Origin of the sequence: Mucilaginibacter mali, assembly GCF_013283875.1 — a bacterium.
In the GTDB taxonomy this organism is placed as follows: domain Bacteria; phylum Bacteroidota; class Bacteroidia; order Sphingobacteriales; family Sphingobacteriaceae; genus Mucilaginibacter; species Mucilaginibacter mali.
Window position 1 is genome coordinate 3124594 of the sequence record NZ_CP054139.1, and the last position, 17854, is coordinate 3142447.

The 17854-nt window shown below is 45.4% G+C and carries 10 protein-coding genes; 6 read left to right on the forward strand and 4 right to left on the reverse strand.

Annotated features, from left to right (window positions below; translation table 11 throughout):
• Together HQ865_RS13235 and bglX are read left to right on the forward strand one after the other, a co-directional pair.
• A complete protein-coding gene (locus HQ865_RS13235; RefSeq protein ID WP_173415349.1) occupies positions 1-1371 on the forward strand; it encodes a glucoamylase family protein in 1371 nt (456 codons plus the stop codon).
• Positions 1372-1422: 51 nt separating this feature from the next.
• The gene (gene bglX / locus HQ865_RS13240) at positions 1423-3726 is read left to right on the forward strand and encodes a beta-glucosidase BglX (protein ID WP_173415350.1); all 2304 of its coding nucleotides are present in this window, start codon (positions 1423-1425) and stop codon (positions 3724-3726) included.
• 55 nt (positions 3727-3781) lie between these two features.
• On the opposite strand, the gene HQ865_RS13245 is transcribed toward bglX, so the two are convergent.
• Entirely contained in the window at positions 3782-7387 is a 3606-nt protein-coding gene (locus HQ865_RS13245; RefSeq protein WP_173415351.1) for a hypothetical protein, read from the reverse strand.
• A 50-nt stretch (positions 7388-7437) separates the two neighbouring features.
• Entirely contained in the window at positions 7438-9132 is a 1695-nt protein-coding gene (locus HQ865_RS13250; protein ID WP_173415352.1) for a hypothetical protein, read from the reverse strand.
• Positions 9133-9433: 301 nt separating this feature from the next.
• Here HQ865_RS13250 and HQ865_RS13255 point away from each other — a divergent pair, with 301 nt between their 5' ends.
• From HQ865_RS13255 to HQ865_RS13270, 4 genes are read left to right on the forward strand one after another with little or no spacing between them, the layout of a single operon-like run.
• Positions 9434-9982 carry a hypothetical protein gene (locus HQ865_RS13255; protein ID WP_173415353.1) on the forward strand — a complete coding sequence of 183 codons (549 nt, stop codon included), beginning with the start codon at positions 9434-9436 and terminating at the stop codon, positions 9980-9982.
• A 3-nt stretch (positions 9983-9985) separates the two neighbouring features.
• A complete protein-coding gene (locus tag HQ865_RS13260; protein ID WP_173415354.1) occupies positions 9986-10654 on the forward strand; it encodes a hypothetical protein in 669 nt (222 codons plus the stop codon).
• On the forward strand, positions 10612-11397 hold the full coding sequence (locus HQ865_RS13265; RefSeq protein ID WP_173415355.1) for a sensor histidine kinase: 786 nt from the start codon (positions 10612-10614) through the stop codon (positions 11395-11397). The genes HQ865_RS13260 and HQ865_RS13265 overlap by 43 nt, the downstream gene beginning before the upstream one ends.
• A gap of 3 nt (positions 11398-11400) precedes the next feature.
• Positions 11401-12054 carry a response regulator transcription factor gene (locus tag HQ865_RS13270; RefSeq protein WP_173415356.1) on the forward strand — a complete coding sequence of 218 codons (654 nt, stop codon included), beginning with the start codon at positions 11401-11403 and terminating at the stop codon, positions 12052-12054.
• Between the two features lie 82 nt (positions 12055-12136).
• Here HQ865_RS13270 and HQ865_RS13275 read toward each other — a convergent pair whose 3' ends face one another.
• Both HQ865_RS13275 and HQ865_RS13280 read right to left on the reverse strand, forming a co-directional pair.
• On the reverse strand, positions 12137-14185 hold the full coding sequence (locus HQ865_RS13275) for a RagB/SusD family nutrient uptake outer membrane protein (RefSeq protein WP_173415357.1): 2049 nt from the start codon (positions 14183-14185) through the stop codon (positions 12137-12139).
• Positions 14186-14205: 20 nt separating this feature from the next.
• On the reverse strand, positions 14206-17592 hold the full coding sequence (locus HQ865_RS13280) for a SusC/RagA family TonB-linked outer membrane protein (RefSeq protein ID WP_202020380.1): 3387 nt from the start codon (positions 17590-17592) through the stop codon (positions 14206-14208).
• Between the last annotated feature and the right edge of the window lie 262 nt (positions 17593-17854).

A 17854-nucleotide genomic window follows, 5' to 3' on the forward strand; every position in this document is an offset into this window, starting at 1 on the left:
ATGAAATATAACCACATCTCTATATTATTTGCCGGGCTGCTGACCTTGGGCAGCATATCGCAGCTAAAAGCGCAGGATGCTAAACCTGTCGCGCCCATCAGTATAAAAAAAGGGCTGACCGATAACCAGTTACTTAACCTGGTAGAGGAACGCACCTTCCAATACTTTTGGGATGGCGCCGAACCCATCTCCGGCCTGGCTCGCGAACGTTATCACAGCGATGATGAATATGCGCAACGTGATAAAGACGTGATAGCCACCGGTGCATCTGGTTTTGGTATGATGGCCATTGTTGCTGGTATCGAGCGGCATTTTATTACCCGCAAGCAAGGTGTAGAACGCTTTGCCAAACAAGTTGATTTTTTAGAAAAAGCCGATCGTTTCCACGGGGCATGGTCTCACTGGATCTATAACACCGGCAAGGTAAAACCTTTTGGCAGGAACGATGATGGCGGCGACCTTGTAGAGACAGCTTACCTTGCACAAGGCATGCTTACCGTGCGCCAGTACCTGCAAAAAGGCAACCCAACCGAAAAAGCGCTGGCCGCACGCATAGATAAACTATGGAAAGACATTGAGTGGGACTGGTACCGCAACGGCGGTAAAAATGTATTGTACTGGCATTGGTCACCTAATGTGGGCTGGCTGATGAATTTCCCGGTGCAGGGTTTTAACGAGTGTATGATCATGTACATTATGGCAGCAGCATCGCCAACCCATGGCATCCCGGCCGAGGTTTATAACGAGGGCTGGGCACGCGGCGGCGGTATCAATACAGATATTAAACCTTATGGCTATCCCATTAAACTAAAGCATAACGGCGCGCCTACCAGCGTTGGCCCATTGTTCTGGGCGCAATACTCGTACTTGGGTTTAAGTCCTAAAGGTTTATCAGACAAGTATGCCAATTACTGGGAAGAGAACCGTAATAACACTTTGGTTAACCGTGCTTACTGTATGGATAACCCTAAACATTTTAAAGGTTATGGCGAAGATTGCTGGGGCCTTACCGCCAGCTATTCGGTGAAAGGATATGCTGGCCACGCGCCGGGGCACGATCTGGGTGTGATATCGCCAACGGCTGCTTTGGGTTCGTACTGCTATACCCCGAAAGAATCAATGAAAGTGATCCGCCACTTATATGAAGACCTTGGCGATAAAGTTTGGGGCGAATTTGGTTTTTACGATGCCTTTAGCGAGACCGATAACTGGTACCCTAAACGCTATCTGGGTATAGATGAAGGCCCGATAGTGATCATGATAGAGAACGGCCGTACCGGCCTGCTTTGGAACCTGTTCATGAGTAGTCCCGAAGTTAAAGCGGGTTTGAAAAAACTGGATTTTAAAAGCCCATATTTAAACAAGAAATAGAAACTAAACGTAAAGCCCCCTCACGGCGTTAGGATAAACACAGTATAAGATATGAAAAGAGCGGCAGCTATATGGTGTATAACAGCCCTGCTGGCAACAGCCACGCAGGCACAAACTAAAAGACCGGCACAAACCGAAAAGGCTAAAATGGATGCCTATATCAATGGCCTGATGGCTAAGATGACGGTAGACGAAAAGATAGGCCAGCTTAATTTGGTTACCGGCGGCGAGGCCACTACCGGCGCGGCCGTAAGTACCGATGTAGAAGGCAAGATCAGGAAAGGCCAGGTGGGTGGGATCTTCAGTCTGACCACACCGGGCAGGATACGCAAAGCGCAGGAGATAGCCGTTAACGGCAGCCGCCTGCATATACCCATGCTGTTCGGGCAGGATGTGATACATGGTTACAAAACATCATTCCCTATTCCGCTGGCTTTGGCTGCCAGTTGGGATATGCCGATGATAGAGCATACTGCCCGTGTTGCCGCTACCGAAGCCAGCGCCGATGGCATTAACTGGACATTTTCGCCCATGGTTGATATTGCCCGCGACCCACGCTGGGGTCGTGTTGCTGAGGGTAGTGGCGAAGACCCGTACTTAGGTTCGGCCATCGCGCGCGTAATGGTAAAAGGCTACCAGGGCGATGACCTGAAAAAAGCCAACACCATTATGGCCTGCGTAAAGCACTTTGCTTTGTATGGCGCTGCCGAGGCCGGCCGTGATTACAACACCACCGATATGAGCCCCAACCGCATGTATAACGAATACCTGCCGCCCTACAAAGCGGCGGTTGATGCAGGCGCGGGCAGTATCATGGCATCCTTTAACGATATTAACGGCACACCTGCCACCGCCAACAAATGGCTGCTAACCGATGTATTGCGCAAGCAATGGGGTTTTAACGGCTTTGTAGTATCCGACTATACCGGTGTAAGCGAAATGATCGAGCACGGCCTGGGTAACCTACAGCAGGTATCGGGCCTGGCATTGAAAGCCGGGATGAACATGGATATGGTGAGTGAGGGATTTTTGACCACACTGAAAAAGTCGCTGGCGGAGAAGAAGGTTAGCCTGGCTGATATTGATGCCGCCTGCCGATTGATCCTGCAAGCCAAATACAAGCTGGGTTTGTTTGATGACCCTTATAAATATTGCAGCGAAGAACGCGCAAAGACCGAGATACTAACCCCGGCGCACCTGAAATTTAGTCGTGAAGCAGCCAGCCAAACTTTTGTATTGCTGAAGAACGATAACAAGACCCTGCCACTTAAAAAAGCGGGTACCATCGCGCTGATCGGTCCGCTGGGTAACAGTCGTGCCAATATGCCGGGTACCTGGGCCGTTAATGCCGACCTGGGCAATACGCCATCATTACTGGAAGGGCTGAAAGCCGTTGCCGGCGATAAGGCCAACATCGTTTACAATATGGGTTCGAACCTGCTGGATGATGCTACCGAACAAAAAAACGGCACCATGTTTGGCCGGGAGATCCCACGCGATGCCCGCTCTGAGCAGGATATGATCATTGATGCCGTGCGCACTGCCGAAAAAGCTGACGTGGTGGTAGCCGCCCTTGGCGAATCATCTGAAATGAGCGGTGAGAGTTCAAGCCGTAGCAATATACAGATACCGGCCATACAGCAACGCCTGCTTGCCGCTTTGTTAAAAACAGGCAAGCCTGTGGTATTGGTACTATTTACCGGCAGGCCATTGGCTATTAAATGGGAAAGCGAGAACGTTCCTGCCATCCTTAATGTATGGTTCGGTGGCACACAGGCTGCTTATGCCATTGCCGATGTGCTTTTTGGCGATGTTAACCCATCGGGCAAACTGCCTATCACTTTCCCGCAAAACGTAGGGCAGGTACCTATTTATTACAGCCATAAAAATACCGGCCGCCCGTTGCCCGATGGTAAGTGGTTCACTAAGTTCCGTTCAAATTATTTGGATGTAAGTAACGATCCGCTTTATCCTTTCGGCTTTGGTTTAAGCTATACCAACTTTAACTATGGTGGTGTTACGCTAAGCAGCGGGACACTTAAGAACGGTGGCACCATTACAGCCAGCGTTACCGTTACCAATACCGGCGACCGCGAAGGCAAAGAGACCGTACAGCTTTACACCCGCGATATGGTGGGCAGCATAAGCCGCCCAGTAAAAGAGTTAAAGGGTTTCCAGAAGATAAGCCTTAAACCGGGCGAAAGTAAAGGGGTGAAATTCACTATCAGCGTTAACGACCTAAAATTCTACAACGCAGACCTGAAATATGTTGCCGAACCCGGCGAGTTCAAAGTATTCATCGGGCCAAACTCGCGCGATGTGAAAGAAAGCCATTTCACATTGTTGGATCGATAGAAAACACAAAAGGCCGGTCACTATTGAGTACCGGCCTTTTCACAAAAACAGTTGCCTATATTATTTTAAAGCTAACCTTGTCATCATTATCGGTAGACCAGCGGGCACCTACAATGCCAACATGGGTATATCCCATTAAAGCATCGCCTATGCAAATGGCGGCTGCAGCTTTAGGGTGTGATACCTTAAACGGACAATCCAACACCATTTTATACAGGTTTAAAAACAAGTTGGAAGTAAACCGGAGATTATTGGGCCTTATCTTTTCCTCGCGCGTAAATTGCTCTATTAAAAGGATATTAAGCACAAGAGAAATTAAGGCGGAAATGCCCCGGGTATATGGTTTTACACCCTCCGACAACGCGCTGAGCGCCCCCATGCCCGACTTGGCTAAAGACAACGCCACTTGGGTCCACTCATAAGTGGTAACATCGGTTATATTAAAACTTCCGCCAGATTTTTTAGCTTTATGGAGTTCAATCAAGTTGGCCATATTTAGTACAGTGCACAATGTGCCGAGCGCTGTTTTAATTATTGATAACTGGCCCCGCCTGTTGCGTACGTTGTCCTGCCAGCTTCCCGCAGCTACAACCGCATTGCTGGTTAAATTATTATACAGATCAAACGCCCCCACGGTTACTTCGCAAAAACGGGCAATTTCATAAACTACCATTACCCATAACGCGCCTTGATAGGTAACCTGTTCTTGCGGGGCTGTTAAACCTGTAGTTTGCGCGCTACCTGCTAACAACTTTGGCGATGTATTTAGTTTTTCCTTAAGTATATCATGAGCTTCACCAACATCAATAACCGTCATTTTTTCATGCGGGAATGCATCGCCGGTAGCTATCCGGTAAATAATACGCAATGGAAGGGCAACCATAATAGATACCACGCGAAGTATGGTAAGTTCGCGACCACCAAGCAGTAGTTTTAATACGCCGCTTAAAATGGGAATATCCATTTTTGTATTCAGTGCCGCTTTTATGGTTTTAACCATTAACTCTAACAGGCTTAATAAAGCCACAATACCATGCTTTACTTCTTCAAGCGCGGTAACGGCAATTATCTGAAACAATCTTGTTATCGTCTGGCCTATGGTATCGGTTGAGATATGGCTAAGCAAGTCGCCGATCATATCCAGGGCTTTGCCCGCGGTGAAGATCTCCTTTTTGATCAGGTTCTTAAATACCCTTTCAAGCTCTTCGGCAAAATTATCATTACCGGCAGACAGCATTGGCGACGATTGACCATGAATTAAATGATAATTAACAAAATTACCGGCGGGGTTTTGCAAGGCGCCACTTCGCCCGTCAGTTTGGTTAGTTTTACCAACTTCGCCCAGTTTATTAACCAGATCTTCGCCCCCAATGGCAACTTCAATATCGCGGAATATACCGGTAACTTTATCGCGCAGCACATCGCCGGTGCCCGCAATAATATCAAAACCGTTATTGATCATATCGCAGATCTTGTCGCTGGTTTCCAGGATGTCTGTCCATCCTATCAGTTTACCAAGCCATTCCAGTATTTTTTCAAGGTCGATGCCAACCAGCTTCAACACCCAGTTTAATGCTTTAAATACCGCTCCCAGCGTATCTAACACAATGTTGAGTATCTTGTCGCCAATCTCCAGCACAAACTGTAAGCCCTCGTCTATCTTTTTTAATACAAACTTTATCCCGTTCTCTAATACAACCAGCCCTTTTTCTATCGCTTTGATCGTGGTATTTACAAACGTCTCCAGGTAATGCAGCGCATCGCCGGCAAAGTTTTTAATATCATTAAAGATATCGCCCGGTGCGGCAACCAGGGCTAAGGACCCTGCTTTGCCATAACTAAACATAAACTTATCGGGGATGCTGTTAATACTTAGGTTACCGGTATGTAATACACCTTTATTTTCCACGGCGGTAAAGGTATACGGGCGCGATCCGCTCTTAAGGGTTCCTTTTATCTGCCCGCTCTTATCGGCAAGCTGCGAGATCTGGCCTGCAACACCATCCAATGTTTGGTTGTTATAGCTGCTATTGGTTAAAACCGGTTTCCCATCCTCAGTCTTAGCATTCTTTAAATCGGCCCCTGTTCTGATATCGGCCAGGCCGCGGGTAACTTTGGCATTAGGATAAATATTCAACGTTTTATCCAGCCAGTCGGCCGTTAAATGGTAGATGGGGCAGGCAATATCATCGGTAAGGGTAATAATGGTAACATTACCCATAATATCGGTGCTTACCTCGGCACTGCTACCCTTGTCGAGGCTATAAATAAACCCATTTATAGTTACATAAACCCATTCCGAAGCTGTGATCTTTACTTTCTCTTCTATCAGTGCTTTACCCTTACTATCTTCAAAATGCAAATGAGTGGTATAGGAGTTAAATTCGATGATATCGTTTTGGTCGGCAACGTTAATTGTCTGTTGGCTCCATAAGGTCGTTCCTGCATCCTGCCAGTAATGATGGATGCTTTTATCCTGCCCTACCAGGTACAATTCGTTACCCTTACGTACCGAGTTGCGCATGGGGGCAATCTGCAATACGCCTTCTTTAAACAACACAGGGTCGTTCCATATATACCTTTCGCCATTCGCTTCTTTTTTGCCATATACATAATATAGTTTATTACCGGCAACTGATGCCCATACCACTATACTATCTTTATCCTGCGTTATGGTAAGCTGGTGCACATCTTTTATTTTATCTGTTACCAGCTGACATTTATTTACGCTCGCGTTTTTAAAGCAGTATACTCCCGCTGGCGAACCCACAAAAATATCGGAACAGATAGAGATGGGCTTGTTTTTTGAACCGGTTGGTGTAGTAATACAGTTATAAGTAAGATAACGGAACGGCTCGGGGATATCGTCGTTGCCGGGGCTGTAATCATAGCTCAAAGAGCCTAAACCAGGATCAGCAAGCGTTGTACAGGCCAATGTTTGGGTTTCGCCAATATCGTATATAAAAAAGATACCGGTTTGACCAAAAGCGTAACCAATAGCAATATCCTTCAGGCTATCCGGATGCTTCTTCACATCTTCCGGAAATTCATATTTAACGGCGGTGCCCGTCCCATCAAGCAGGTAATAATATTTATACCCTTTAAGGTTACCGGCAATTACACTCACCGGCGCTTTTCCGTCATCGGTAATGCTCATCAGCATTTGCTCAACCTTAAAGGCCGGGTTTGCACCCTCAACCTTGCGGGCAAGCGATGAAAAATTTGCCCAATCGGTTTCGGCGTAATTATTTGAAAGCCTCGACGCCGCATAAAGTATCGTATCGCCGCCGCCTTTTTTCGCCATAGCCAGTGTAATGGATATTTTGCCTTTATTGTCTTGTGTCATGGCAAAAGCAATAGCTTCCATGCCGGCGCCTAAACTATCGCTTAAATTTATCATGCTATAACCGCCGGCAACCGAACTATCAAGCTTCATCAGGTAAAACTTTTTATCGGTACCTATGGTAAAAATCATGGGCCAGCCTTTGTTATCCTGCCCCACCTCTATATTTCCGGTAGGGTCTAAGGGCGAAGTTTGCTGCTGATTTTTCATCAGTTCTGCCGCAACAGTTACATTTACATCAGAAAACGCTTTGCCCTGGGCAGAAAGCTTTATTACATCGGCATCATTTAATACCGCGTTGTTATTAAGTGAAAACATTTTTGGTCTGATTTTAAGGTGAAGAAATTAGTGATTCAGTATCCTTGCTGTTATTTAATAGCTGCCAGGCTAACCCTACGCTTGCCTTTTAATGCCATAAATTTTTGCTGGAATTTCCTGGCTGTAGCCGCTACTTTAGAATCTGTTTTGTAGGTTAATGATAATGATACGTTGCCTGTAGCATCGGCTGAAGGGTTTTTGAAAAAGAACACCCCACCCGCCGGTAACATAACCGCGCCATTAAAGCTGTTATCTAAATTGCCTAAAGCTACATTGATATCACCGATACCCGGTATATTGGTCCGGAATACATTTGTTATGATGCTGGTTAAAGAGCCCAGGTCGAAAATTTTAAAAACACTAAGCAATGCATCTAAAATATCTCCAATTGCACTCCAGAATTTAGCGCAGCCATTTTTGTCGGTGCTGGCATTATGCGAGTCGATACTGACGAATTGCTCGAACGCTAAGGCTGGGTTACCGTCTTTATCCTTTGCTACTTTAACGATAAAATTAGCGTGCCACCCTGTTGACGCTTGCGCGGAAGCTTCTGCCTCGCAAAACCCCATATTTGTTGTGTTTATTTTCTTAACAAATATATTTCCTTTAACGTCGTAGTGTATTTCTGCCGGATGATTGGTAATAGCTACTTCAAGGTTATTTTGATATTTATCACTCACAGCATCCTGGTTAAATATCTCAAAGCTATAACCTGTAGAGGTTGCCTTTCTGGCCTGTTGGTAGCTTTTTTTTGGGCCTAATGTTAATGAACCTTTCAGGGCGTTATAGGTATCATCATTCAGTTTATTAAATAAGGGCTTCATCACAAACTCCTCGCTAAAGCGCGATGCCGCGTAGATCATTTTCGCGTCGCATTGGTCTTGTGGCGATATCCAGTTGGTATCAAAAATGTCCGGATTCTTTTTGATCTTACCATAACCGCCTTTAGTAACCAGGGCAAAGTTTAGTGTGCTTAAAGCCGGGTTTTTATTATCGTTAAACATGGTGAAAGTGGTTCCGGTGGGCCTGAGGCTATCGGGTACCTTTTCGTCTTTAGACACCGTTGTTTTGTCGTTTTGAGTGATGCTGTATCCTAAAATATAGGGGTTGCCGGTTTCGGTCAGCCATGTCAGGTAGGCCTTCATGAAGTTTACCAGCTGCTCTTTCCCAAAATCGCCGGCCGAGTCGGTTTTGGTTTTTATTGGGTCGTAACTCATCAGGTCTGTAGCCTGGAAATCCATAAACAGATGACTGATATCAAACATGTTAGATGTAAACTTATCCAGTTGATTTTTAACAAAATCGGGCGCTTTAATATTTCCTGAGCCATCCTTTGGCAATTGGGTAAGGGCCATATTTATGGCAATGGCATATTGCCAGCCTTTGGCATCGTACTTTACCAGTTCGGCGTCAGGGCCGGGTTGGTCCCAAAACCAGGCATTACCATCTAAAAATTTTATGATAAAGGTGATGATCTTGCCACTGCTGCTAATGGTGACCTGGGGTTGTATATCTACCGAGATAGTAGGGCGTACGGGGCCACCTTCATCATTCAGCGGAATCTCGTCGGTTGATTTGCAGACCTTAAAGGCGTACTTCTTAGTCTTCTTATCATAAGTCTGAATAATGATCAGCTCGGGATGAATGGTGCCCATTCTTAGCAAATGGGTAAGCTGATCGTTAATGGTTTTTTCGGTAATGCTAACAACCATATCAAAGTCGTTAAATACGTCGGTGTTTTTCATTTTGTTTAAGAGTTTAGCAGGTTAATTGACTAAGATTAATTGATGCTGCGGTGATGCCGGGCATATACAGCATAGCTAAGGTAGCGTGGCTATTAAAGATGTAACAGGCTGTAAAAGGGGTTATTAAAAGCTATTTTAAAGATTGGTTAAAAGATAATTAACCCACTAATAAAAGCTGATTTAAGGCATGCAAAAAGGAGATTCAACCCTCCCATTATTAAGTATTGATTAATTACTTTGCAAAAAGCATTCCTTATATTTAACCATTAAATCACACAATTATATCCACCTAATTCCCTTCATGATGAAAAAGACAAACCTACTTTTGCCGGTAATTTTACTTGTTACCATGACCTTGAACGCCTGCACTTCTAAAAAAACCAATAATGAACAGGCGGTAGCAAAGCCTCAACCACTTACCAGTGTAATTAACGAAGCTACCGCCAGGCGTTTGGTCAATAATTTTAACCAGCGGGCTAACCATTTAAACAGAGGCGGGCTGCTGTTACCCGATACACGCTGTGTATGGTTTAGCGTAAAGCAATTGAAAGCACTGGTAGATAGTATTCAAAGCGAAGGAGGCGATGGTGTTCGCTTTTATATGGCTGCTTACGATAAGGAACTGAAACCCGATATGAAGATGATCAATGCCAATTATTGGGATTATGCCACGCTGGTAATGGTTTCAACCTATGCATCGCAAAATTTGCATATCGATTACTTCTCCAACAAACCCCATAACGGAAAAAAAGGCGGCATATTGATGGCCGAACCCGAGAACCAGGGCGAGTTATGCCCGCCACCAGCCAAGTGTAATACTATAGGCGCTACTTTATTAGATAATCAATAAACCATGCCGGCCTATATAACAGTTAATACCACAGCCGAAGCTGTTTGCTTTTTGCTAAGCTTAGCTTGTTTATATAAAGATAAAGAGCCCGCATGGCGGCTCTTTATCTTTTTTTTGCTGACCACTGTGATAGTTGAAATGGGGGGCATCTATGTACGCGACCAAATGCAACTCCCCAACTATATGATCTATAATGTATTTCTGCTGATAGAATGCCTGGTACAGTATTACTTCTTTTATTTTTTGTATAAAACTTATCACGATACAAAAAAACTGTTGATCGGCTGGCTGATCGCTTTCGCCCTATTCTATTTTGCCGAACTTATAAGTAAGCACTTCGGCGCTTATGTGTCGGTTTCATCTACTGTTATGTCGGTCGGGTTAATTTTGGCATCCGTTTATTTTTATTATTTGCTGCTGAGAGAAAAACGATCGAGACAATTGGCCGCGTACGCCCCGTTTTGGTGGGTTAACGGCACCATTTGCTTTTATTTTGCAGGTATAGCCTGTAACCTTTTCTTCAGGTACCTCGTTCAAGACCAAACGCCGGGCGTTGGCCACTCGGCAAGGTATATCGTGTTTAGTATGCTTAACGTACTTTTATATTTAAACTGGTCGTACGCCTTTATATGCAGATATCGTCAAAGGATTTCGTCTTCCTCATCGGATTAGCATCCGTGATCTTCCTGATCGCGCCGGTTTCGCTTATTATTTACGTGGCAATGTACAATAACCGAAAAAAGCGACACGAGCAGGAAACGGCCTGGTTAAAAACCAGTTTCGAGAACGAACTGCTGAAAAGCCAGATGGAAGTACAAGAGCAAACCATGCAAACACTGGCAGGCCACCTGCACGATAATATTGGCCAGTTACTTAGTTTAACTGTGGTAACCCTTAGTGCTATTAAACCCGACGACCCATTAAAACTACGCGAAAAAGTAGATTCGGCCTCGCAGCTGGCAAAACGCGCTATAAAAGAACTCCGGCAGCTTTCCAGGTTAATATACGGCCAGGAATTGATCAGGATGGGGCTGGCCAAAGCCATCAGTTTTGAACTTGACTATTTAAAAACGGCCGATCTGCACGCCATTTCATTCAACAGTAATTACGAACTACCTGACGGGCGGAAAAGCGACAAAGAGATCATCCTGTTCCGCATTTTCCAGGAGATACTAAATAACGCCGTGCGCCATGCCGAAGCATCGGCCATTGACGTAGTATTACAGCAAGATGAGCAAACCCTGGTGATGCAAATAAAAGACAATGGTAAAGGATTTGTTGAAGAAGATGTTATTAAAGATAAGAAAGGGATGGGCTTGTTCAACATCCGTAAGCGTGTAGCCCTTATTGGCGGCGAAGTAAGTATTGCCGCCCAAAACGGCACCGAAATTAAAATTGTAATACCTTATCCTTAAAATATGCAAAGCAAAGAGATACGGATAGCCGTGGTAGATGACCATACCCTTTTTAGGCAGGGCATCAGCCGGCTGCTCCTGGAAAACGAAGAGATCAGCATCGTGTTCGACGCGGCAAACGGGGCCGCCATGAAAGAAAAAATAGCCCACCACCCGCTGCCTGATGTGGTACTAATGGATATAACCATGCCTTTGGTTGATGGTTACGAAGCCACCCGCTGGCTTAAGCAAAATTACCCACAGGTAAAAGTACTTGCCCTAAGCATGTTTGAGGATGATGAACCGATAATTAAAATGCTGAAATGCGGCGCCGGAGGCTACATTTTAAAAGAATCGAACGCCTCTGACCTGATGTATGCCATTAAAACCATTGCCGAGCATGATTATTTTTTAAACGAACTGGTATCGGGTAAGTTATTACGTTCCATCCAGGACGATGTGAAGGCCCCCGACCCTATTGCCGATTTAACAGCCAATGAAATTAAGTTTTTAGAAATGTGCTGTTCCGAGTTAACTTATAAGGAAATAGCGGGTAAAATGTGCCTTAGTCCGCATACTATTGACAATTACCGCGATGCTCTGTTCCAGAAACTCGACCTGAAATCAAGAACAGGATTAGTGATATTTGCGCTGAAAAACAATATTTCAGCTTATTAAAATCAGATATTTTCAGCTGTAAAAAAGGCCGGCTGCAAATTGCGACCGGTCTTTTTTATCGATTCTTAAGAAGAGACTTTATTTACTGTTGTGCTAATCCATAGCCGTTGGTAACCTTCCCTTTAGATTTGCTTAAGGTTTCAGAAGGGATCGGCCAGTAGATACGTGGCGGATCGCCGGCTGAAGTGATACCCGAAAGGATGTTTCTTTGGTATACCGTAACGGCATTAGCCATATCAACACCCCAGTTGGTTTTGGTATAACCTGCAGCCTGTAAAGCGGTTGCTTCGGCACTGCTTGGGTTGATATAGCGGAACAAGCCCTGTATAGCGATATTATGGGTTGTACCGGTTACCTTACTTGCTACCGAAGCAATTTTAGTATAATCGTACTGACCGCGCCATCCCGGGTAAGCGGCCGGGTTACCAACCGTATCGGCCGGCGTATCAAATGTCAGCGGGTTGGTTAAAGCCACTTTTTTGATCCAGATATAAGCAGGGAAATCATTACCGTTGGTAAAGTGGTGGTATCCCTGGGTTTTCAGATCGTTAATCGTTGTAGCCATTTCCTGTTGGATAGCTATCGCCCGCTCAGAATAAGTACCCGAACGGATCATATCCCAGCGGCGCGTACCCTCGCCCAACAGCTCAAGTTTACGTTCCTGTAATATCGCGTCTTTCAAGGCCTGACCGCTTAGTGCAGGTATATCGTATTTGGCATTTCCAAAGGCCCTTTCCCTAATCTGGTTAACCAGGGTAACGGCATCGTTTTCGCCCAACTCGGCCTTAACTTCGGCCAGCATTAAAATAACGTCGGCCATACGTAAAATGGTCCAGTTCATCCCCGAGTTACGCTGAGCGGCAACATAAGGTGGGTTCATGCGGTTATCATCCCATTTATTAGTTGCAATGCCCCCAGCACTTTTACTGCCGGGTACAAAGGTCACCATCTTCTCGTTACCATCGCCGTTGCTGCAGGTAACAGCCACGCTGGCATCGCGACGCTTATCGGCATTTAAATACTCGCCATAATAAACCGTTGGTATGATACGAAGCGCGCCGAATACTTTAGAAGGCGCCGCAGGGCTGCCACCGTCAGACGGGCGCCCGAAAGCGTATGGATATTCGCTGGTGGTTGCTGCCAGTGCTCCGTTCACATTCCCTATTTCAAATACCGATTCGGGGCTTACTGTTAAGTTTGCAAAATTTTGGAAATGTAGCTGGAATGGGTTGTTGATACCCGCTCCCCTGGTGTCGGCAACAATTAAACCGGCGGTACCTTTATTATCAAGCGCCTTTTGCAAATAGGTTTTGGCTGTTTGATAATAGGTTTTATAATCCTGGCGACGGGCGTATACGCATTTGTTCGCTTCGTTACCTTTTTTATCAAAGGCAACTGTGCCATATAAACCGGTAACATCGGTACGGATGGTTTGATAACCGCCTGAAAAAAGCGCGATCTGGCCTATCAAAGCATCCGCATAGGTACGCGACATGCGTTCCTGGTTAATACCGCCCTGGCCCAGGTTGTACATTAGCGGCTCAACTTTCTGAAGGTCGGCGATCAATTTGTCGTAAATATCAAAACGGGAACTCAACGAATATTCATCGGCGCCGGTATTTTCGTAACCATAGGGCACATCGCCAAAGTGTAATGTCAATTGAAAATAGCAAAACGCCCTCATGGTTATCGCTTCGCCATATAATTGAGTCCAATCGGTAGCTTTACCGGCAGCCGCGTCGGCCTTATACTGATCTTTGGCGGCAATAACATTAGCCAAACGGCTGGCCAGCGCCAGTGTTTGATAAAGGCCGTTAAAACCACCGGCAACAGCATCGGCCCCTAACTGATCGGAACGGCCTATGGCATTAACATTATTGGATGATCCGTCTTCCGGGTAATATTCCGCATCCGATCCGATGGGGTCATTCCAGCGGTACACACCCATAATACAGTTTTGCCTGTAGTTGGCATAGCACCACGATAGTGCTTTAAAGGTTTCGGTAGTTGTAGTGGTAACAAAACTATCGTCGACGCTTGACGGTGATGTTACATCTAAAAAGCTTTTTTTACACTCGGTAAAAGATAGACACAAGACAACTGCGGCTATATATTTAATATATGTTTTCATGTTTTTTGTGTTTTTAATAATTAAAAGTTAAGGTTTACACCAAATACAAACGAACGGGCACGCGGATAAGCGCCATAGTCGAACCCAGGTGTAGGATAAACCGCGTTGTTGGCATTATCATTAGTTCCAACTTCCGGATCGAGGCCGCTGTAACCGGTTATCGTCATTAAATTATAAACACTACCGTATATACGCAGGTTGCTTAAATGCGCGCTTGCTAATACCGATTTTGGCAGCGTATACCCTAAAGTTAAGGTATTTAAACGCAGGTACGAACCCTTTTCGATGCCCAGGGTTGATGTAACCCCGGTTTCGCTATACGATAAAGGATAGCTGGCATTGGTATTTGCCGCGTTAAATTCATCTGGTGTTTTTAAGCGCACCAGCGCACCGTTAACCACATTATATATTTTGTACGAATTGGCCATAAAGGCAAGCTTGTTCTGATATACGCCTGCTTCCTTAGGGCCATATAACGACAACAGCTTATTAGCGTTAAATACGTCGTTACCGTAGCTGTAATTAAAATTCAGCCCCATATCGATATTTTTATAACTAACCCTAACGTTAAAGCCCCCTGTAAACTTAGGCGAAGTGTTAGCAATAATGCCTAAGTCCTTATCATCTATCTTACCATCGCCGTTAATGTCTTTATACTTCGGCAAGCCGGGGTAAGCGATCTGTCCTGTCGGACGGTCGGTACCGGTATTAATACCGTGCGTAACACCTCCCGAAGAAGTTGTAAGATCGGGCACACCTGCCTTAAGCGTATACAGGCCGTTGTTATAATTAAAATCGTTAGGCGTGTAAAAACCATCATAAACCAAACCACGAATCAAACCAACCGGACGCCCTACTACCAACTGATAATCAGACGCCGGATAAGTCGCGCTGCCATTCCATGCCGAACCGTAAAGGCCTGTTACGTTATCTGCAAGCTTATCTACATTGTTTCTATTAAAGTTGATGTTGCCGCCGGCCGTTACTCTCCAGTCTTTATTTTTAAATACGGTGCCTAAAAGCGATATCTCGACACCCTTGTTGCTTACCTGTCCAATATTGGCATAAGCGTAGGTGAAACCGGTAATACCTGTAACCGATGTTTGCAGCAACAGGTCTTTGGTTGTATTCCAGTAAACATCAACCGTGCCCGACAATTTTTCGCCAAACAGCGTAAAATCAGTACCGATATTGCGTGTTAGGGAAGTTTCCCATTTCAGGTTCGGATTAGACAAGATGCTGGGTGTGCTTAACTGGTAAGCAGCCAAAAGCTGGTGATTGCTTTCGTACTGCGCGCGGGCATCGGTTACTGCACCCCATGATTGTGTGGTTACGCCCGAAGGGATATTGTTGTTACCCACCGTACCGTATGATACACGCAGCTTCAGATCGTTCACCCAGTTTACATTCTTCAGGAAGTTTTCCTGTGATACCCTCCAGGCGAATGCGCCGCCCGGGAAGTATCCCCAGCGATTATTAGGATTAAATTTAGAAGATCCATCTGCGCGGAATGTACCGGTCAGTAAGTATTTATCCATAAAGCTATACATCAAACGGCCGAAGTATGAGTTAAGGCGGTCTGGCGTATTTACGCTTGATGAAGTAGTGATGGAACCGGCCGTCTTATCGTACTGGTTAATTTGGGCAAAGGCAGTTTCCTTGGTGTAATTTGATGGAAAGTGGTTTGCCTGCACAGAAAGGCCCGTGCCGCCCGAGTTAGAAAACTCGGTACCGGCCAAAACGTTTATTTTATGATCGTTGTTGATGACGAACTCGTAATTTAAAGTATTTGCCCAGCGCATGCCCCAGCTATCGCTTTTACGATAGTCGACGTTACCGGCATACAATTTATTCCCTGTAGCGTCATCGGTAAAGCCGCCATTATAAATGGCCCCCGACCAATATTTGCGCTGCCCCCATGAGCCGTTACCGCTAAAATCGGTATGGTAGGTTAAGCCTTTAATTATCTCCCAGTTTAATGAGGCTATGCCCACAAAGTTTTGAGAGAGTGTAAGCGGTTCGTAATCGGCAATACGGTTTACGGGGTTGTAATTATCCCACAAAACATTTTTTCCGTATTGCGATATGTTATTACTGGCAGTTAAAGCGCCCAGATTGCCTAAAATTTGGTTAGTAGCGATAGGGCGGAATTGATATGCCGACGAAAGTATCGACCCGCCGCCGCTGCTTACGCTCTCATCGCCCATGGTTGGGGTGTTTGAGTAGCGGGTGTTTATATCAAACTGAACATTATCGTACAACTTTTGGTTTATCTTCAATTGCGCTGTTGCACGGCGTTGATACGACCGCAGTTTCATCCCCTCATCATCTAAGTAGGTGGCATTAAACAACACCTTTGTTTTTTCTGTACCACCGGCAACCGTAAGAGAGTGGTTCCATGATACGGATTGCTTATAAGCTTGCTTCTGGATATCATTTGTTGCCAGGTTGCGATAACTTTCTATACCGCCCGTATTGCTGCCCGCGTTGGCACCAAGGCCATACAACTGCTCAAACGGTGTTTGATAAGCGGCCGCGTTGGCAGCAGCGTTAGCCCATACATATTTTAAGTATTCGTAAGGACTTAAAGCTTCTAAATATTTAATTGGGGTATTAATTTTAGCATAGCCATTGTAACTCACCGTTGTTTTGCCGGCCTTTGCCGTTTTTGTGGTAACCAAAACCACACCGTTAGCACCACGCGAACCGTAAATGGCTGTTGATGACGCATCCTTTAACACATCAATGCTCTCCACCTGGTCGCCGGGGATATCGCTTAAGTTACCCGGGATACCATCAATCAGTATCAGCGCCTGGTTACTTTGCGAAATAGAACTCCCGCCGCGTACACGAATGTTGATGCCGCCACCCGGACGGCCGTCCTGCGAGGTGATATTTACACCTGGTAATTTACCCTGCATGGCCTGCGCCACGTTGGCTACCGGTACGGCCGCGATATCCTTTCCGCTAACTGACGAAACAGCACCGGTCAGGTCGCGTTTTTTTACGGTACCGTAACCAATAACCACTACCTCATTCAGGTTTTGGATGGTTTCCTTCATCGATACATTAACGGTAGTACGACCGCTGATACCCACTTCGCTGCTGGTATAGCCTACAAAGGAAAACACCAGGATGCCCTGCGGGTTACTAATTTTTAAAGTATAATGCCCGTTAACATCAGTAAGGGTGCCGTTACTTGTGCCTTTAAGGCTTACACTAACGCCGGGCAAGGTTTGCCCCTGTTCATCGCGCACGGTACCGCTTACTGTTTTATCTGCCTGCGCAAATACCTGCGCAACCATCATTAAAACAAAGGCCACGCTTAATAAAAAGCGCCTCCTTATGCGTTGAGTTTTTTGATGCCGGTGTTGGGAGCCGGTTAGCAATTGAGTAAAAAAATTCATAATTAATAGGTTTTATAAATGGTTTATTAAATAAGGTGCTATGGTTTGGGCCGCGAGATGATGGTTATCTCCCTATGTACTTACAAGGATAACGGACGTACGGAAGATCAATGGGGGTTTGTGCAGCGCACTAACAAAATGCAGCATAGGCAGCGGCATGAAAAAAAGTAAAGCTTTTCTCATATAACAACGAAGTTTTAGGCGCCTGTATTGGTTTATATACCGGCAAGGTTAAATAATTGGTTTATTGCAGTTGACTTAG

Coding starts and splice junctions, on each gene's coding strand:
- bglX (WP_173415350.1), top strand. CDS start 1,423: ATGAAAAGAGCGGCAGCTATATGGTGTATAACAGCCCTGCTGGCAACA.
- HQ865_RS13275 (WP_173415357.1), bottom strand. CDS start 14,185: ATGAAAACATATATTAAATATATAGCCGCAGTTGTCTTGTGTCTATCT.
- HQ865_RS13245 (WP_173415351.1), bottom strand. CDS start 7,387: ATGTTTTCACTTAATAACAACGCGGTATTAAATGATGCCGATGTAATA.
- HQ865_RS13260 (WP_173415354.1), top strand. CDS start 9,986: ATGCCGGCCTATATAACAGTTAATACCACAGCCGAAGCTGTTTGCTTT.
- HQ865_RS13280 (WP_202020380.1), bottom strand. CDS start 17,592: ATGAATTTTTTTACTCAATTGCTAACCGGCTCCCAACACCGGCATCAA.
- HQ865_RS13270 (WP_173415356.1), top strand. CDS start 11,401: ATGCAAAGCAAAGAGATACGGATAGCCGTGGTAGATGACCATACCCTT.
- HQ865_RS13265 (WP_173415355.1), top strand. CDS start 10,612: ATGCAGATATCGTCAAAGGATTTCGTCTTCCTCATCGGATTAGCATCC.
- HQ865_RS13255 (WP_173415353.1), top strand. CDS start 9,434: ATGATGAAAAAGACAAACCTACTTTTGCCGGTAATTTTACTTGTTACC.
- HQ865_RS13235 (WP_173415349.1), top strand. CDS start 1: ATGAAATATAACCACATCTCTATATTATTTGCCGGGCTGCTGACCTTG.
- HQ865_RS13250 (WP_173415352.1), bottom strand. CDS start 9,132: ATGAAAAACACCGACGTATTTAACGACTTTGATATGGTTGTTAGCATT.